This window comes from Pseudomonas sp. P4795 (assembly GCF_048822895.1).
Classification (GTDB): domain Bacteria; phylum Pseudomonadota; class Gammaproteobacteria; order Pseudomonadales; family Pseudomonadaceae; genus Aquipseudomonas.
Genome location: NZ_JBMFBT010000005.1, coordinates 90,896 through 108,878 on the forward strand (window position 1 = coordinate 90,896; position 17,983 = coordinate 108,878).

The following is a 17,983-nucleotide window of genomic DNA, read 5'->3' on the forward strand; positions in this document are numbered from 1 at the left end:
CGAAGTGAAACTTTATTGAATCAGAGCAAAACAACGCGAATCACGTCTTGACCGCGAAACTAATATAAAAAAACCTTGCAGACAAACACGAAGCCATTCAAACAATGTCAATGGAAACAAACTTTGACATCAAGCCAACCAATCAGAAATCAATCGACATACAACTTGATATTATTCACGAACACATAAAAAAACAGGGCCGCGAATCATGAGTTCGGGGCCCTGTTTTTTATTCCTGTTTGCTTGTGGCAACAGGAAGTATCGAGTTACTCAACTCGCAGGTTTTTCACCGTACCAGCGCGGCGTATACACCCACTGTCTGCCGTCAGCACGCGCAAAGGTGCAGGTGGTGGATGAACCGATCAGCACCATGGTGCGCATGTCCACCTGATCCGGGGTCAACTCCCCCAGTGTGATGGTTCGCAACGTCTGGCCCGGCCGGCCGATGTCACGGCCCAACACCACCGGCGTTTCTGGCGTACGGTGCTGCGCGATGATTTCCAGTGCACGGCCCAACTGCCATGGGCGGGCGCGGGAGATCGGGTTGTAGAAGGCCAGCGCCAGATCCGCTTCAGCTGCCAGATCAAGACGCTTTTCGATGATCGACCACGGCTTGAGGTTGTCCGACAGCGACATCACGCAGAAGTCATGCCCCAGGGGCGCACCGGCCTGAGCGGCGGTGGCCAGCGATGCGGACACCCCCGGCAGAATCTCCAGATCAACGCTGTGCCAGGCCGGATCGGCTGACTCGTGCAACGCTTCGAGCACCGCAGCGGCCATGGCGAACACGCCCGGATCGCCGGACGAAACCACAATCACCGAACGGCCCTCGGCAGCCAGTCTGAAGGCGTGGCGGGCACGCTGCATTTCTTCGCGGTTGTCGGTGCAGTGCTGCACCTGATCGTCGCGGAACGGCCCGGCCATGCGCACGTAGGTTTCATAGCCCAGTACATCAGTGGCCCGGGTCAGTTCGGCTTTGACGGCGGGCACCATCAGTTCAGCCGCGCCGGGGCCGAGGCCGATCACGGCGAGACGACCGCGCGGGCGACCGATTTGCGCTACGTCCAGCGGCTGGTCACTGACCGCGATGGCGATCTCGTCAGAGCTGGCGATGATTGAAGCTTGCGGCGACACATTGCGCGCCAATTGCGCTACGTCACTCGCCGCAGAGACGAAGCGCAGCGGCACGCCTAGTTCGATGCCTGCTTCACGCAAACTCGACGAGGCCATCGCTGCATCAGCCGCGACCAGACAGGCCAGCGCCGGCAGCGCAAGGTTCGCCTGCTGCAATGCAGAGCGCACAACGCTCGGCAGATCCGCCATATTGCCGCTCACCGCCACCGCAACACTGCGTGGGTAGATCAGCAATTCATTGGCGCTCAACGCGCGTGCAGCGCTGCCAACATGAATCGAGCGCTGCGCCTGCGGATCTTCCGGCAGCTGCGCCTGAGCCAGCCACGGAGCAGCACCGTCGATGCGCACACTGTGCCCGGCCAGCAGATCGGAAACGAAGCGCTTGCCCTGCTCCAGATCACCGAGGGCGTAACCGCTGGGCGGGTTGAGCAGGCAAGTACCGAAGCGCAATTCGCCACTGGTGGTGATCGCCGCAGCCACATCAAATGCCGAGGCAATCGTGCGCGCCATGACATTTACCCCACCCAGACCACCAAGCAGCGGCACCACGGCGCTGCCATCTTCGGCGACGGCCAGCACTGGCGGCTCGACGCCTTTTTCCAGCAGCACCGGCGCCAACGTACGGATGACAATACCCGCCGCGCACAGCGCAATAATTGGTGTGTCCTGTTGGTACAGCTCGCGCAGGGTACCGCCGAAATCCTCGTACGTTCGATCAGCGCCTTCGACCCGACCGCTCAGGCCGTGGATCTGCGCGCCCGGATAAATTTGCTGAAGACGTCGGGCCGTGGCCAGCGCCCCTTGGCCGAGAATGACGATGGCCGGCGTGGAATGAGTCATCAGCCTTGCCACCGTTCGCCCGGGACAATGATCAGCGAGAAGTACGGTGACGACATCGGCTCGACCTGATCCAGCGCAACGATTTTCTGGTTGGCCATGGTCGCGCGCTCGACGTACAGCGCACGCTCGGCCAGACCGAGTTCTTCGAGCACGGCGCGGACTTTCGGGAAATTGCGCCCCAGCTTCATGATCACTGCCGCATCGGCATCGGCCAGTCGGCGTTTCAGCTCTTCATGCGGCAGCACGCCGGATAGCACCGAAAGGCTCTGATTGCGATACACCAGCGGCGCACCGAGCACCGACGCACCACCGAGCATCGAACACACACCCGGCACTACTTCGGCTGGGTAGCGATTGGCGAGGCGGTCGTGCAGATACATGTAGGAACCGTAGAAGAACGGATCGCCTTCGCATATCACCGCCACATCGCGACCGGCATCCAGGTGCGCAGCCAATTGCTCGGCGGCGGCATCGTAGAAGTCGCTGATCACTTGTTCGTAAGACAACGGCGCCGGCAACGTTTCGGTGGTCACCGGGTACACCAGCGGCAGCAGATTCTGTGCGTCTTGCAGGTGCGCTTCGATGATGCCGAACGCGTTACCCTTCTTGCCCTTGGCCACAAAGTACGCGACCACCGGCGATTCGCGCAGCAGGCGCAGGGCTTTGACGGTGATCAGTTCCGGATCACCGGGGCCGACGCCCAGGCCAATCAAACGTCCTTGGGCTTGCATCATTCGATCTCCGTGGCGAGTGCGTTGACGGCGGCGGCGGCCATTGCACTGCCGCCCAAGCGACCCTGCATGATCACGAACGGCACGCCACGGCTGTCAGCGGCCAGTGCGGCTTTGGACTCGGCGGCGCCGACGAAACCTACCGGGAAGCCGAGAATCAGTGCCGGTTTCGGCGCGCCGGCATCGAGCATTTCCAGCAAATAGAACAGCGCAGTCGGCGCGTTGCCGATCACCACCACACTGCCTTCCAGATGCGGACGCCACAGTTCCAGCGCAGCGGCGGAACGGGTGTTGCCCAGTTCGCGCGCAAGCTCAGGCACGCTCTCGTCGCGCAGGGTGCAGATCACCGGGTTGTTGGCCGACAGCCGCGTGCGAGTCACGCCCTCGGAAACCATCCGCGCATCGCACAGGATCGGCGCACCGGCAGCCAGCGCATCGCGCCCGGCCTTGCCTGCGCCTTCGGAGAATTGCAGACCGTCGATGGCCTCGACCATGCCGCAAGCGTGGATCACCCGCACCGCGAGTTTTTCCAGATCGGCCGGGATGCGCGCCAGATTGGCCTCGCTGCGAATGATCGCGAAGGAGTTGCGATAGATCTCCTGACCGTCGCGGATGTAATCAAGCATCAAGTGAGCTCCGTGAGTGGCCGGCGAACAGAGTCGCGGCCGCTTCAATAGTAAGGTTGCGTGCGTGCAGCGCGCCGAATCCCAGCTGTGCTGCATCGCGAAAATAGAGGTCGTAATGACCGTTGCTGACCGCCAGCAAGGTCGCCGGGGCGCGGTGCGCCGCCGCGCAGGAACGCGAGCAGCCGGACAAGTGCACGTCGCGGGCGTGCGACAACAATGTCGCTAACTTGCGGGCATCGTGCTTGGTGTCGGCCAGGCCTTTGCCGCAGCCGTTGGCGCCAGTGCAGGCGATCAGGCGCGACAGTGGCTCGGTGGCGTTGGTCAGCAGATTGTTTTGCTCAAGACTTTGCAGGACTTCAGCCGCATCGGCCGCTTTTACATTAGGTAGCAGCAGGCTTTGCCAAGGGGTGAAGCGCAGGCTGCCATCGCCGAATCGGCGGGAGATTTCTGCAGCACCGCGCAGCATCGCCGGGTCGAGGCGCCCCAGCGGCGGCACCGCGCCAACGTAGACCAGCCCTGCCGCAGCCTGTGGATAAGCGCCGATATGCAAAGCGTCCGGTGCAGGCGAACGATGCCAATCGTCGACAGTTAGCAGAGCAACACGTTGGCCGATTTTTTCGAGCAACTGCACTGCGCTGAATTCGCCGAGCAAATGGCGCATCCGCGTCTGCTCCGGTCGCGCCAGCTCGAGAAACAACTCCAGCACCGCGACCACCAGCGCATGGCCGTCTGCAAGTTTGACGGCGGCCAACGGTTGATCTGTCGGGCAAGCGGCCAGACCAAACGCCAGCAACGTTTCACCGTTGCGCTCGAACGCCGACAACCACAGATCATGCGGATGTTCGAGCATCGCCAACGCTTCAGCGCCATCCAGTTGCACGGCGAACTTGGCGCTCAGCTCATGAAAACGTGGATGGCGCTGCAACGTCTCGAGGATTTGCCCAGCCAGCGGACGCGTGTCGAAAACCATCTGCCGATCAATCCCGGCAGCCGGGCTGAGCATCAGATTGCGCACATCATCGCCAGCCGCGGTACGCGGCCCCAGACCCGCGGCCAGCAGGCGATCAATCAGCGCGCCGGACTGCGCGCCGATCCCGCGAATCTGCAGATTGGCGCGATTGGTCGCCTCGATGACCCCGCCGGCGAACTGCTCAGCGGCATCTGCCGCCGCATCGGCCTGATCCGCGGTGATCGAACCGCCGTTGAGCTTGATCCGACAGATCCCGCCATCCAGCGCCTGGACGATACGCAGCAACCCCGGACAAGCCGAGGGGCGCAAGACGGATGAATTCGGCTGTTCGTTCAAGGAGTGACCGGCTGAGTGGACGCGTGGAGCGGGCGAAAGGTCGCCATTATGCCTGCTTTGCCCGACATCATGAAAAGCCACCTGGTCGGAATCCCCAACCCGCTTGCTGAAGCCCGTTCAGATCGGGTAATGCTCGATTCTCGTGGCTTGCTTCTTAAGTGCAGCTTCAACACTGGATCGACGCCCTTCAATGACCCGCTGGCTGATGACGACCCGCCGCGCCCGGATATCCAGTTGGGTCATCGCTTGTGAAATGTCCCAGAACAGAAATTGAGTATTCAAACTCGACTTGATGAACCTGATATGGGTAACGACCATTTCCATTTCGCCATTATCGTTATATCTCACGGGCACTATTTTCAAGTCAAAAACCTTATCACTGACGCCTTTGATCTTTTGTAGCAGGTCGACTTGCTTTTCGAGATTGGCGAGCCCGACTTCGACACCCGCAACCTGCTCGGCGGGCAGAATATAATTCGCCACGTTCGACCAGGCCTGTTTGACACTTCCGGAGAACTTCGGCTTGACGTACTCAACGGCAGGCTGATCCCGATTCCAGCCATGCGACCACAAAACATCGGTATAATAATCGATCCAGCGCCCTGGGTTTTTCTCGCTGTTATAAGTACTGTCCGCCTGTTGCAAGGCCAGATGATTACAGTTCAATGCGAACTGGTAGTCCGCGCTACGCAGCCCTTCAATTCCCGTAAGCAGAATATTTCCGAGCAACGTGGACTGATGCCTGGAAGTTGCTAATACACTCATATGATTACACCTTGGCGCCAGATTGGCGCTCACTCAATTAATTAGCTGATTATTAAGTACACGCGCATCTGCGCGACAACTTCCAGACACACTAACAAACCTGCTTTTGAATAAAACACCCATTCCATAACATTACATTTCCCGGACACTGCAAATAATTACGCCAATCGAGCAGCGTCAACTTATTCAAGCCGCGCTATCATGCCGCCCGTGTACAGCGTGAACATTGGGATAAGGAACGGCATGACACCCTGGCTGACAGTTATCGGTATCGGTGAAGAAGGTTTCACGGGCCTGGGCAAAAGTGCCCGCCGCGCTTTGCTCGGTGCTACGCGAATCATCGGCGGGCAGCGGCAGCTGGACTTGTTGCCGGTGTGCATACGAGGCGAACGCGAGCTGTGGCCGAGCCCCTTTTCTCTTGCGCCTGTGCTGGAGCGCCGTGGTGAGGCGGTGTGTGTGCTGGCCAGCGGCGATCCTATGTTTTACGGCGTCGGCGCCAGCCTTGCGCGTCAGCTAGCCGCCGACGAAATGCTGATCCTGCCCGCGCCGTCGTCCTGCTCGCTGGCAGCGGCGCGGCTTGGTTGGCCGTTGCAGGACGTGGTCACGCTGTCGCTGGTCGCGCGCCCGTTGGCGGCGTTGAACGCCCAGTTGTTCAGCGGCGTGCGCCTGTTATTGCTGAGCAACGACGGTCAGAGTCCGGCGGCCGTCGCAGCGCTGCTGCGCGAACGCGGATTCGGTGCGAGTCGCTTGAGTGTCCTTGAGCATCTGGGTGGCGACGCCGAGCGACGTGTCGATGGGATTGCCAACGACTGGAACGATCCGGTGATTGCCGACCTCAATGTGATCGCCATCGAATGCCTGGCTGACCTTGATACTCCGCGCCTCTCGCGCCTCGCCGGTTTGCCTGACTCAGCCTTCAAGCACGACGGCCAACTGACCAAGCGGGACGTACGCGCGATCACCCTCGCCCGCCTCGCCCCGACGCCTGGCGAATTGCTGTGGGACGTCGGCGCCGGCAGCGGCTCGATCGGCATCGAGTGGATGCGCGCCCACCCGAGCTGCCGCACGCTGGCCATCGAAGCCGATGACGGCCGTCAGCAATTGATCGAACACAACCGCGACGCCTTGGGCGTGCCCGGTCTGCAACTGATTCGTGGCAGTGCGCCGCAAGCACTTGAAGGGCTGGAACGTCCGGACGCGATTTTCATCGGCGGCGGCGTGACCCGCGACGGCGTGCTTGACACTTGCTGGGCGCAACTCAAACCCGGCGGACGTTTGGTAGCCAACGCCGTGACCCTGCAAAGCGAAGTGACCCTGATGGCCTGGCGCGAACGCCACGGTGGTGAACTCACGCGCATCCACGTCGCGCAGGCGCAACCGCTGGGCGAGTTCGACACTTGGCGTCAGGCGCTGCCAATCACTCTGCTGGACCTGGTCAAACCTCTCGATGCGTGACGAAACCGCTGAACAACCCGCCCCTCTGCGCAGCGGCCTGACCACCGGCAGTTGCGCCACTGCCACCAGCCTCGCCGCCGCACGCCTGTTGCTCGGCGGCGGAGCGGCTGACGCGGTGCAGATCGTGTTGCCCAAGGGCAAGCAAGTGCAGATGCGTCTGGAGTTCTGCCGGTTGACCGATGACGGCGCTGAAGCGGGAACCATCAAGGATGCCGGCGACGATCCGGACGTGACCCACGGCGCCCTGCTCTATTCTCGGGTGCGGTTAATCGACGAGCCGGGGATTCGCTTCAACGCAGGTGCCGGTGTCGGCACCGTGACCCGTCCCGGTCTGGTGTTGGCCGTCGGCGAACCGGCAATCAATCCGGTGCCGCGCAAAATGATCAGCGATCACCTCAGCTTGCTCGCCGAAGAAACCGGCTATCGCGGCGGCTTCGACGTCACGGTCAACGTCGAGGGCGGTGAAGCCCTGGCACTGAAAACCATGAACCCGCGCCTGGGGATTCTCGGTGGCTTGTCGATCCTCGGCACCAGCGGCATCGTCCGGCCGTTTTCCTGCGCGGCGTACATCGCCTCGATTCATCAGGGCATCGATGTCGCGAAAACCAACGGTTATCTGCACATCGCCGCGTGTACCGGCAATGCCAGCGAAGACACCATGCGCCGGGTCTACAACCTACCGGAAATCGCCTTGATCGAAATGGGCGACTTCGTCGGCGCCGTGCTCAAGCACCTGCGCAAAGTGCCTGTGGATAAACTCAGCTTGTGCGGCGGTTTCGGCAAGATCAGTAAACTCGCGGCCGGGCATATGGATTTGCACTCGCGGCATTCAAGCATCGACCTGCCGCAACTGGCCGAATGGGCGGCGGCGATTGGTGCTGATGAAGCTTTACAGCAGAACATTCGCGAGGCGAACACCAGTCAGCAAGCGCTGGCCATGGCCAGTGCGGCGGGGATCGCGCTCGGCGATGAAGTCTGTCGGCATGCCTTGGAATTCGCCCGTAGCGTGGTGCCGGAGCAGGTGCAGGTCGAGGTGTTTGCGATTGATCGGCAGGGCGGCGTCGTTGGCCATGCGGGGGCTTTTGTATGAAACGGATTTTGTTGCTGGGTGGCGTGACTGAAGCGCTGGCGATTGCCCGCACGTTGGGGCCACAGCACATTTACAGCCTGGCGGGCGTTGGTCGGGTGCCGAGCGATTTGACCTGTCAGGTGCGCGTTGGCGGCTATGGCGGTGCGGAAGGCCTGGCGCAGTTTATTCGCGATCAGGGCGTCAGTCTTTTGCTCGATGCCACCCATCCTTACGCAGCACAAATCAGCCAGAACGCTGCCACCGCTGCGCAACTGACCGGCATTCAATGCTGGGCCTTGCGCCGCCCGGCGTGGCAACCGCAGCCGGGGGATGACTGGCGTGAAGTTGGCGATTGGCCAGAACTGATCACCGCCCTCAAAACCTTCCGCCGACCGCTGTTCACCTTGGGTCGCGAACCTCTGCAACACCTCGACGAAATCCCTGCGAACCAGTTCTGGACCCTGCGCGCCCTCGACGTTTATCCCGGCAACGAACGCTGCGAAGTCATCGGCGCACGTGGGCCGTTTGTGCTGGATGACGAACGTGCGCTGTTCGAGCGCCGGCGGATCGACGTACTGATCAGCAAGAACAGCGGCAGCACCGCGACGGAGCCGAAACTCGAAGTCGCGCGCGAGCGGGGGGTGCCGGTGATTGTGTTGAAGCGGCCGGTGTTGGCGCAGGTTGATCGGGAGTTTGGTTCAGTCGAGGAAGTCATCGCCGCGCTCTAAATCTGCTCCCTGCAATACAAACCGAAGCCGCTACACTCTTTTGAGAGGGCGCTGCGACACCAAACCGCACAGCGCTTTTTTACTTATCGGCCCTGATCAGGCTAAATAGCCGCGCCTGATCGCCCACCCCGACGGATCTGCCCCATGAACCGACATCGGCTTGCCATTGCCTGGATTGCCTGCTTTGCAGTGCTGTTCAACATGCTCGCCATGCCTTTGACGGGAGCCATGGCGCAAGCCGCGCAATCACCCGCCGAGCAAGTGTTGTGGAGCAGTTTCTGCACCGGCAGCGGGACCAAAATGGTCGCGATCAATATCGGCAGCGTCGATCAGAACGCGCCGCAAAGCGGTGACAAGCATTCGACCATGCAGCATTGCTGGTGCTGTTCCGGATCGGCGCCAGTCGTAGCGCTGCCGGGGCATTCGCCGCAGCTGTATTTCGCGCAATACACCAGTAATCGCAGCATTGCTCCCGCCTCGCTGAAAACCCCGACACCGCGCCAGCAATGGCCCAGCCTCAACCCCCGCGCCTCGCCTCTGGTTTGATTTGTTCCCGCATTTGACTGCGTTTCGAATCGTCCCGGAGAACTGCCATGTTGAACAAACTCATCGTCATCGCTGCGCTGTTGCTGCCTGCGTGCTTCGCCCATGCTCATGAATACAAGGCTGGTGAGCTGGAAATCGCCCATCCGTGGTCGCAGGAGCTGCCGCCGAACGCGCCGACCGTCGCCGCGTATTTCGTGGTCCACAATAACGGCAAGACTGCCGACCGCCTGCTCAGCGTCGACTCGCCGATTGCCCCCACTGCAGAACTGCACGAACACGTCATGCAGGGCGACCTGATGAAGATGCAGCAAGTGCCGAGCGTGGCCATCGCGCCGGGCGCAGACGTGACCTTCGCGCCAATGGCCTATCACGTGATGCTGATGAACCCGACCGATCGCAGCCTGCTGACCGACGGCAAACGCTTCCCGCTGACGATGCATTTCGAAAAGGCCGGTGCTGTGACCGTCGAAGTCGCGGTGCAGAAGAAGCCACCGGAAACCACGCAGGCTCACGCCCACGCGCAGTAATCCGCCCGGCTGATCGCAAGCATGCGCCCGCCTAGCGCCAGGTCTATCCACCAGCGCCACCAACACGGCAGCTGGATCGCCCTGTTCGCCATGTTGATGATCTTCATCGGCCCACTGATTTCTCAGTCGATGCCGATGGATCAACACGCCTCGAATTCCATGCCAGTCAGCATGGAGATGTCGATGGACATGCCGGGCATGGATCACTCCGCGCATGCAGCCAAAGCCTCGGCCGAACACTGTCCGCCGCAATCTTCGCACCACGCAATGTGGGAAAAGTGCGGCTACTGCAGCCTGCTGTTCAACTGCCCGGCGCTGACCGGCGGCGGCAGTTTCGCCGCGTTCAGCATCGCGCCAGTCAACACCTTCAGCACGCCCTCCCCGCGCCTGGGTTACGCCCGGCAAACCGTCTTCCCCGGCGCCCGCAGCCGCGCACCGCCCGTCCCAGCGTAAACACCCACTTCTGATTGCACACGGTTGAGAAGACAGCTTCAGGCTGCCGACCGTGTCGTTTACGACTGTTTGATGGAAATTGTCATGTCCAGGTTTTCTGCTGTGCCACGTTCGGGTTCTGCCCCAACGTGTTTTGCCCTGAATCACTCGCGCCTGCGTTTCAGGCACGCGAGCGCCGTACTTTGCGGCGTATTGCTCTCCCCGCTGGTGCATGCCGATGAACACGCCGGCCATGCTGAAGATCTCAGTCCGACGGTGATCACCGCCATCGCCCCGAGCTCGCCGCTGACCATCGTCACCAACCCGAAAGACCCGCGCCAACCGGTGCCGGCCAGTGACGGTGGTGACTATTTGAAGACCATTCCCGGCTTCGCTCTGGTGCGTAACGGCGGCACCAATGGTGACCCGGTATTGCGCGGCATGTTCGGTTCGCGCCTGAACATCCTCACCAACGGCAGCATGATGCTCGGCGCCTGCCCTGGCCGGATGGACGCACCGACCTCGTACATTTCACCGGAAACCTACGACAAACTCACGGTGATCAAAGGTCCGCAAAGCGTGCTCTACGGCCCGGGCGCCTCGGCCGGCACCGTGCTGTTCGACCGTGAGCCGGAAAGCTTCGGCGAACTCGGTACCCGAGTGAATGCCAGCGTGCTCGCCGGCTCCCATGGGCGCTTCGACAAGGTCGTCGATGCCGCCGCTGGCGGGCCATTGGGCTACGTGCGGGTGATCGGCAACACCGCGCATTCCGACGACTATCGCGACGGCAACAACGACGTCGTTGCCTCGCGCTACGACAAGTGGAACGGCGACGTCGCGATCGGCTGGACCCCGGACGCCGACACTCTGCTGGAGCTGACTGCCGGCAAAGGCGACGGTGAAGCGCGCTACGCCGGACGCGGCATGGACGGCTCGCAGTTCCTGCGCGAAAGCCTCGGCCTGCGCTTCGAGAAATCCAACATCAACGACGTGCTGGAGAAGCTCGAAACCCAGGTCTACTACAACTACGCCGACCATGTGATGGACAACTACACCCTGCGCACGCCGTCCGGCACCGGGATGATGGCCGGCCCCATGGCCTCCAACGTCGACCGCCGCACCCTCGGCGCGCGGATCAAAGCCACCTGGCGCTGGGCCGATATTCAGCTGATCACCGGCCTCGATGCGCAGACCAACGAACACCGCCAGCGCAGCGCGATGGGCATCGACACTTACAAGAACGTGCCGCGCACCAAGGACGCGGATTTCCACAACTACGGCGTGTTCAGCGAAATGACCTGGTACGCCGCCGACCGCGACCGCTTGATCACTGGCGCACGCCTCGACCGCGCTTCGGCCAAGGATTATCGCCAGCGCACCGGCTCGGGAATGATGTCGCGCCCGAACCCGACCGCCGACCAGACCCGCGCTGACACCCTGCCCAGCGGCTTCGTGCGTTACGAACATGATCTGGCCGACAGCCCGACCACGCTCTACGCCGGCCTCGGTCACGTGCAGCGCTTTCCGGATTACTGGGAACTGTTCTCGCCCAAGTCCGGCCCGGTCGGTTCAGTGAATGCCTTCGATTCGATCAAACCGGAAAAAACTACGCAGTTCGACTTCGGCCTCAACTACAAAAGCGCCGAACTTGAAGCCTGGGCCTCGGCCTACATCGGCCAGGTGCGTGACTACATCCTGTTTGATTACACCCCGGGAATGATGGGCAGCACCTCGCGCGCCGAGAACATCGACGCGCGGATCATGGGCGGTGAACTGGGTGCCGCGTACAAACTCAGCGACAACTGGAAAGCCGATGCGACCCTCGCCTACGCCTGGGGCAAGAACAGCAGCGACGGCCAGGCGCTGCCGCAGATGCCGCCGCTGGATGCGCGTTTCGGTCTGACTTACAGCGAAGACAACTGGAGCGCCGGCGCGCTGTGGAGGGTGGTTGCCGCGCAAAACCGTATCGATCAAAACAAGGGCAACCTGGTCGGCAAGGATTACGACAAGAGTTCGGGCTTCGGCGTGTTCTCGCTTAATGCTGCTTATCGGATCAACAAAAACTGGAAGGTCAGCAGCGGCGTCGACAACCTGTTCGGCAAGGCTTACGCCGAACACCTGAACCTGGCGGGCAACGCCGGATTCGGCTACCCGGCCAACGACCCGCAAGCGATCAACGAACCGGGGCGCACGCTCTGGACCAAGGTCGACATGAGTTTCTGACCCTCAACACCCACCCTGTGGGAGCGAGCTTGCTCGCGAAGGGGACGGCACAGCCGACATTGATGTCGCCTGATACAACGCCTTCGCGAGCAAGCTCGCTCCCACAAGGGTTGCAGAACAACTAGAAGATCCAAGCCAAGCGGAGCACACGTGATGCAAAAGCCCAAACCGAATTTCTACAACCTGGCCTGGCGTTGGCATTTTTATGCCGGTTTATTCGTCGCGCCGTTCATGGTGATGCTGGCCCTGACCGGCATGATTTATCTGTTCAAACCGCAACTTGATTCGCTGATGTACAGCAGCCTGCTCAACGTCCCGGCCGGGCATCACACGGTGTCGGCTGATGACATGCTGCAAAAGGTCAAAAGTGCTTATCCACAAGGCCAGATCGCGCAATATCTGCCACCGGTCAACGCCGAACGCAGCGCGCAATTCGTTGTGAACAACGCCGGGCATGAGCTGAACGTGTTCGTCGACCCGTACCACGGCGACATCCTCGGCGAGCAGGATGCCAAGCAGAACCTGCAAGCCCTCGCCCGCGCGATTCACGGCGAATTGATGATCGGCACCGTCGGTGACCGACTGATCGAAATGGCCGCTGGCTGGGGCGTGGTGCTGGTGGTATCCGGGGTGTTTCTGTGGTGGCCGCGCGGTCAGGCCGCAGGGATTCTATGGCCACGCCTGAACAGTCGCGGTCGCGTGCTGTGGCGTGATCTGCACGCCGTCACCGGGTTCTGGGGCGCGACGTTGCTACTGGTGATGCTGCTCAGCGGCATGACCTGGACCGGCTTCTGGGGCAAGCAATACGCGCAGGTGTGGAACGTGTTTCCGGCAGCGATGTGGGACAACGTGCCGACTTCCGACGTCGAAGCGCGCAGCCTCAACAGCGCTACCCGTCAGACCGTGCCCTGGGCGATGGAAAACACGCCGATGCCGATGTCCGGCGACCACGCCGAACACATGGCCCACGGCGGCATGCAACACGGCCCCGCCGCACCAGGCATCAGCCTGCAAGATGTGCAGAACATCGCCACCCAAAGCAAAGTCGAGCCGGGCTACAGCATCACCCTGCCGACCACCGCCACCGGCGTATTCACCATCGCCGTGTTCGCCGATGACCCACGCAACGACGCCACCCTGCACGTCGACCAATACACCGGCAAAGTCCTCGCCGACGTACGTTTCGAGCAGTACGGCACTGTCGCGCGTGCTACCGAAATCGGGGTGATGCTGCACGAAGGCAAGATGTTCGGCGTGCTGAATCAGATCATCGTGCTGCTGATCTGCCTGATGATTCTGCTCAGCGCGGTCAGCGGCGTGGTGATCTGGTGGAAGCGCCGGCCGCAAGGCAAATTCGGCGTGCCGCCGCTGCGTCACGATCTGCCGAAGTGGAAAACCGGGGTGCTGATCATGCTCGCACTGGCGGTGATTTTTCCGTTGGTCGGCGCTTCGCTGGTGGTGGTGTGGGTGTTGGATCGGTTTGTGCTGTCGCGTCTTGGCCGCGAAACTGAATCCGCCTCAACTTCATCATGAATCATCCGAGATGCGCGATTTAGACGCTTCTGTACACTGCCGGGGCTTAAGCCTCGGCAGCGTTTGATGTCACCACATCAAGCAAGTGTGCCGCCCGACCCGCAGCCCCACAGCTGCGGGTTTTCTTTTGCAGAAGCGATTTACCGTCCCGATGAACAAGTACCTCTTGTCCAGCCTGTGCCTGTTCGCGATGAACAGCGCGCAGGCCGACAGCACCCCGCTGACATTGCCCACCGGCACCATCACCGCCCTGGCCAATGACGACGAAGACGTCAGCCTGACCACGCCGACCACTGCCGGCTCGCGCCTGAACCTCACAGCGATGGAAACCCCGGCCAGCGTCGAAAGCCTCAGCGGCGAACAGATCCGCGCCCGTGGCGAGCGCAGCGTGCAGGACGCCGTCTCGCGCAGCACCGGCATCAGCCGCACCGGTACGCCGGGCGATGGCGGTACATCGTTGCAGGCGCGTGGTTTCACCGGGCAGAGTTCGGTGATGCACACTGTATGACGGCAACCGCCTGTACACCGGCATGGGCACCGGGACTTTCCCGGTCGATACCTGGTCCGTCGAGCGCGTCGACGTGCTGCGCGGCCCGGCTTCGGTGTTGTATGGCGAAGGCGCGACCGGCGCGGTGGTCAACACGATCCCGAAGAAGCCGTTCACAGGTGAAATCGAAAACCATGTGCGCATCGGTTATGGCTCGTTCGACAGTCAGCAGCAGGCGCTCGACAGCGGCGGTTCGCTGAGCGACACCCTGAGCTATCGCCTCAACCTCAATCGTCTGCGCAGCAACGGCTGGATTGATCGTGGCGATTCCTCCAGCGACTTCATCAGCGCCGCACTGCGCTGGCAGGCGACTGACGATCTGGCCTTCACCCTCGCCCACGATTACGGCGATCAGCGCCCGCAAAATTACTTCGGCACGCCGCTGATCAACGACCATCTGCAAGACAGCCTGCGCAACAAAAACTACAACGTGCGCGACGATAAGCAGCACTACAACGATCAATGGACGCGCCTGAGCAGCGAATGGCAGATCAATGATTCCGTCAGCGCCAGCAACGAGCTGTACTACCTCAAGGCCCAGCGCCGCTGGCAGAACGCCGAGAACTACAATTTCGATGCCGGCACTCAGCAACTGAGCCGCAGCGGTAACTTCGGCATAGGCCATCAACAGGAGCAACTCGGCGACCGCCAGACCTTCACCTTCAAGCACTCGCTGTTGGGTCTCGACAGCCAGACTGTGACCGGCGTCGAATACAACCGCATCCGCTTCCAGCTCAACAGCAATTCGCCATTCAACGACGTGCTGGCAGACGGGCAGCCGCTGGATCTGTATCACCCGCAGGCGGGCTACTTCGACAGTGCCAATCAATATCGCGAGCAATTCGACAGCACCAGCAAACAGATGTCGATGTTCGCGGAAAACCGTACGCAACTGAGTGAGCGCTGGTCGCTGGTGACCGGCGTGCGCCGCGATTACATGCACGTGGATCGCAACAATCTGCTGGACGGCAGTCAGAGCGACAAGACCCTGACCGGCAACAATTGGAAGACCGGTCTGGTGTTTGCACTGACGCCGCAGACTTCGTTCTACGGTCAGGTTGCGACCAGCACTGACGGCATCGGCGGGCTGATATCCCTGAGTCCGGGTCAGCAGCAATATGACCTGTCCACGGCCCGGCAGACCGAGATCGGCATGAAGCAGTTGTTCTGGGATCAGCGCGGCGAATTCACGCTGGCGGCTTATCGCATCGTGAAGAAGAAACTGCTGACGGATGATCCGGGCAATCCGACGCTCAAGCAGCAGGTCGGGCAGCAATCATCGAAGGGTTTGGAAGCCAGCCTCGATGTGCAATTACCGCATGCCTGGCAGTTGCAGGCCAACGCGGCCATGGTCAAAGCCAGGTACGACGACTTTGAAGAAGTGGTCGGTGGCGTGCCGGTTTCGCGTAACGGTAACCGTCCGGTGGATGTGCCACGGCGTACCGCCAATCTTTGGTTGAGCAAGGCGATTACTGATGACTTGAAGGCTGGCGCTGGCGTGCGGTATGTCGATGCGCGGTTTGCCGATATGGCGAATCGTAATGAGCTGCCGAGTTACACCGTGGTGGATGCCACATTGTCTTGGCAGGCGTTGCGTAATACGACGCTGGGGTTGCAGGTGAATAATCTGTTTGACCGCCGGTATGCGCAGAGTCAGTACAACGAGGGGCAGCAGTGGATTTTGGGGGAGCCGCGGTCGTTTTTTGTCACTGCTGATTACTCTTTTTGATCCGAAACTTTCACCCCTCACCCTAACCCTCCCGAAACGTCGGACCGCCCAGAGGTAGAGGGGACCGAGCGTGTTGTTTGTTGACGCTACATCGACCTGAAAAATCTGCGTCGAACTCAGGTCTGAAATTTACGGTGATCGGCCCCCTTTCCCCCTCGCCCCCTTGGGGGAGAGGGCTGGGGTGAGGGGGATCGATCCACCTGACACACCGAAGCGCCCCAATCTGGCGCATCCGGTCGCACCGCCGCATCCACCCCGTGCCTTCCTGGTGCACCGCCACTCCCGCGCAAGCGCTCTAAACCGACATTTCCCGGCCAAACTCCGACCGGGCACAGCCCTTGCAAAACACACCTTCAGTCGTCCGCATCTGCCAACCATAAAAAACTTTAACGTTCATGGAGATCGCACAATGAAGCGTCGCAGTTTGATCAAGGCTTTCACACTCACGGCATCCATTGCCGCGATGGGCATGACCTGGACTGTGCAGGCCGCCGAGACCATCAAGGTCGGGATTCTGCATTCGTTGTCCGGCACCATGGCGATCTCCGAAACGTCGCTCAAAGACATGGCGCTGATGACCATCGACGAGATCAACGCCAAGGGCGGCGTCAACGGCAAGATGCTCGAACCGGTGGTGGTCGACCCGGCATCGAACTGGCCACTGTTCGCGGAAAAGGGCCGGCAGCTGCTGACCCAGGACAAGGTCGCCGTGGTGTTCGGTTGCTGGACGTCGGTGTCGCGTAAATCGGTGTTGCCGGTGTTCGAAGAACTCAACGGCCTGCTGTTCTACCCGGTGCAATACGAAGGCGAAGAAATGTCGCCGAACGTGTTCTACACCGGCGCGGCGCCGAACCAGCAAGCGATCCCGGCAGTTGAATACCTGATGAGCGAAGAAGGCGGCAGCGCCAAACGCTACTTCCTGCTCGGCACCGACTACGTCTACCCGCGCACCACCAACAAGATCCTGCGCTCGTTCCTGCATTCCAAAGGAGTAGCCGACAAAGACATCGAAGAGGTCTACACCCCGTTCGGTCACAGCGACTATCAAACCATCGTGGCCAACATCAAAAAATTCTCCGCTGGCGGCAAGACCGCTGTGATCTCCACGGTCAACGGCGACTCGAACGTGCCGTTCTACAAAGAGCTGGCCAACCAAGGGTTGAAGGCTACCGACGTGCCAGTTGTGGCGTTCTCGGTCGGCGAGGAAGAATTACGCGGCATCGACACCAAACCGTTGGTGGGCAACCTGGCGGCGTGGAACTACTTCGAGTCGGTGGCTAACCCGGCAAACAAGAAATTCGTCGCCGACTGGAAGGCCTACGCGAAGAAACACAACCTGCCGGGCGCGGATAAAGCCGTGACCAACGACCCGATGGAAGCCACTTACGTCGGCATTCATATGTGGGCGCAGGCGGCTGAGAAAGCCAAATCCACCGACGTCGATAAAGTCCGCGAAGCGCTGGCCGGCCAGACCTTTGCCGCGCCATCCGGCTACACGCTGACCATGGACAAGACCAATCACCACCTGCACAAACCGGTGATGATCGGCGAGATTCAGGCCGATGGTCAGTTCAACGTGGTGTGGCAGACCGAGGGGCCGATTCGCGCGCAGCCGTGGAGCCCGTTTATCTCGGGGAATGACAAGAAGCCGGATTATGCGGTGAAGAGTAACTGAGGCTGATTCCGAAACTGAGGTGGGACTGAGATTTCCCCCCTCACCCCAGCCCTCTCCCCCAAGGGGGCGAGGGGGAAAGGGAGCCGATCTTCAAGCTGTTCAAAGCCTGAGTTCGAC

The 17,983-nt window shown here is 61.1% G+C and carries 14 protein-coding genes and 1 pseudogene; 10 read left to right on the top strand and 5 right to left on the bottom strand.

Annotated elements, in window-relative coordinates; all coding sequences use genetic code 11:
- Window positions 1–270 precede the first annotated feature (270 nt).
- From cobJ to ACOI8A_RS15580, 5 genes are all read right to left on the bottom strand, one after another.
- Window positions 271–1,974 carry a precorrin-3B C(17)-methyltransferase gene (cobJ, locus tag ACOI8A_RS15560; RefSeq protein WP_420647086.1) on the bottom strand — a complete coding sequence of 568 codons (1,704 nt, stop codon included), beginning with the start codon at window positions 1,972–1,974 and terminating at the stop codon, window positions 271–273.
- Entirely contained in the window at window positions 1,974–2,708 is a 735-nt protein-coding gene (locus ACOI8A_RS15565; RefSeq protein ID WP_420647085.1) for a precorrin-2 C(20)-methyltransferase, read from the bottom strand. The genes cobJ and ACOI8A_RS15565 overlap by 1 nt, the downstream gene beginning before the upstream one ends.
- Entirely contained in the window at window positions 2,705–3,331 is a 627-nt protein-coding gene (locus ACOI8A_RS15570) for a precorrin-8X methylmutase (protein WP_420647084.1), read from the bottom strand. The genes ACOI8A_RS15565 and ACOI8A_RS15570 overlap by 4 nt, the downstream gene beginning before the upstream one ends.
- Window positions 3,324–4,637: a precorrin-3B synthase gene (cobG, locus tag ACOI8A_RS15575; protein WP_420647083.1), complete on the bottom strand. Its 1,314-nt coding sequence runs from the start codon at window positions 4,635–4,637 to the stop codon at window positions 3,324–3,326. Before cobG ends, ACOI8A_RS15570 begins: the two co-directional genes overlap by 8 nt.
- Window positions 4,638–4,754: 117 nt before the next feature.
- Window positions 4,755–5,402: a hypothetical protein gene (locus ACOI8A_RS15580; RefSeq protein ID WP_420647082.1), complete on the bottom strand. Its 648-nt coding sequence runs from the start codon at window positions 5,400–5,402 to the stop codon at window positions 4,755–4,757.
- A gap of 243 nt (window positions 5,403–5,645) precedes the next feature.
- On the opposite strand from ACOI8A_RS15580, the gene cbiE reads away from it, so the two are divergent.
- From cbiE to urtA, 10 genes and pseudogenes are all read left to right on the top strand, one after another.
- Window positions 5,646–6,857, top strand: coding sequence for a precorrin-6y C5,15-methyltransferase (decarboxylating) subunit CbiE (gene cbiE, locus ACOI8A_RS15585; protein ID WP_420647081.1), 1,212 nt, complete (start codon window positions 5,646–5,648; stop codon window positions 6,855–6,857).
- Complete coding sequence (locus ACOI8A_RS15590; protein WP_420647080.1) at window positions 6,850–7,947, top strand: cobalt-precorrin-5B (C(1))-methyltransferase; 1,098 nt, start codon at window positions 6,850–6,852, stop codon at window positions 7,945–7,947. The genes cbiE and ACOI8A_RS15590 overlap by 8 nt, the downstream gene beginning before the upstream one ends.
- Entirely contained in the window at window positions 7,944–8,654 is a 711-nt protein-coding gene (locus ACOI8A_RS15595) for a cobalt-precorrin-6A reductase (protein ID WP_420647079.1), read from the top strand. The genes ACOI8A_RS15590 and ACOI8A_RS15595 overlap by 4 nt, the downstream gene beginning before the upstream one ends.
- A gap of 144 nt (window positions 8,655–8,798) precedes the next feature.
- Complete coding sequence (locus ACOI8A_RS15600) at window positions 8,799–9,200, top strand: DUF2946 domain-containing protein (protein ID WP_420647078.1); 402 nt, start codon at window positions 8,799–8,801, stop codon at window positions 9,198–9,200.
- Window positions 9,201–9,247: 47 nt separating this feature from the next.
- On the top strand, window positions 9,248–9,727 hold the full coding sequence (locus tag ACOI8A_RS15605; protein ID WP_420647077.1) for a copper chaperone PCu(A)C: 480 nt from the start codon (window positions 9,248–9,250) through the stop codon (window positions 9,725–9,727).
- A gap of 21 nt (window positions 9,728–9,748) precedes the next feature.
- Window positions 9,749–10,180 (top strand): DUF2946 domain-containing protein, encoded by a 432-nt coding sequence (locus ACOI8A_RS15610; RefSeq protein ID WP_420647076.1) that lies wholly within the window; start codon window positions 9,749–9,751, stop codon window positions 10,178–10,180.
- Between the two features lie 84 nt (window positions 10,181–10,264).
- On the top strand, window positions 10,265–12,382 hold the full coding sequence (locus ACOI8A_RS15615; protein ID WP_420647075.1) for a TonB-dependent copper receptor: 2,118 nt from the start codon (window positions 10,265–10,267) through the stop codon (window positions 12,380–12,382).
- Window positions 12,383–12,535: 153 nt separating this feature from the next.
- Window positions 12,536–13,915: a PepSY-associated TM helix domain-containing protein gene (locus ACOI8A_RS15620; RefSeq protein WP_420647074.1), complete on the top strand. Its 1,380-nt coding sequence runs from the start codon at window positions 12,536–12,538 to the stop codon at window positions 13,913–13,915.
- Between the two features lie 151 nt (window positions 13,916–14,066).
- A pseudogene (locus tag ACOI8A_RS15625) lies at window positions 14,067–16,191 on the top strand (TonB-dependent receptor).
- Between the two features lie 409 nt (window positions 16,192–16,600).
- Window positions 16,601–17,866 (top strand): urea ABC transporter substrate-binding protein, encoded by a 1,266-nt coding sequence (gene urtA / locus ACOI8A_RS15630; protein WP_420647072.1) that lies wholly within the window; start codon window positions 16,601–16,603, stop codon window positions 17,864–17,866.
- Window positions 17,867–17,983: the final 117 nt, after the last annotated feature.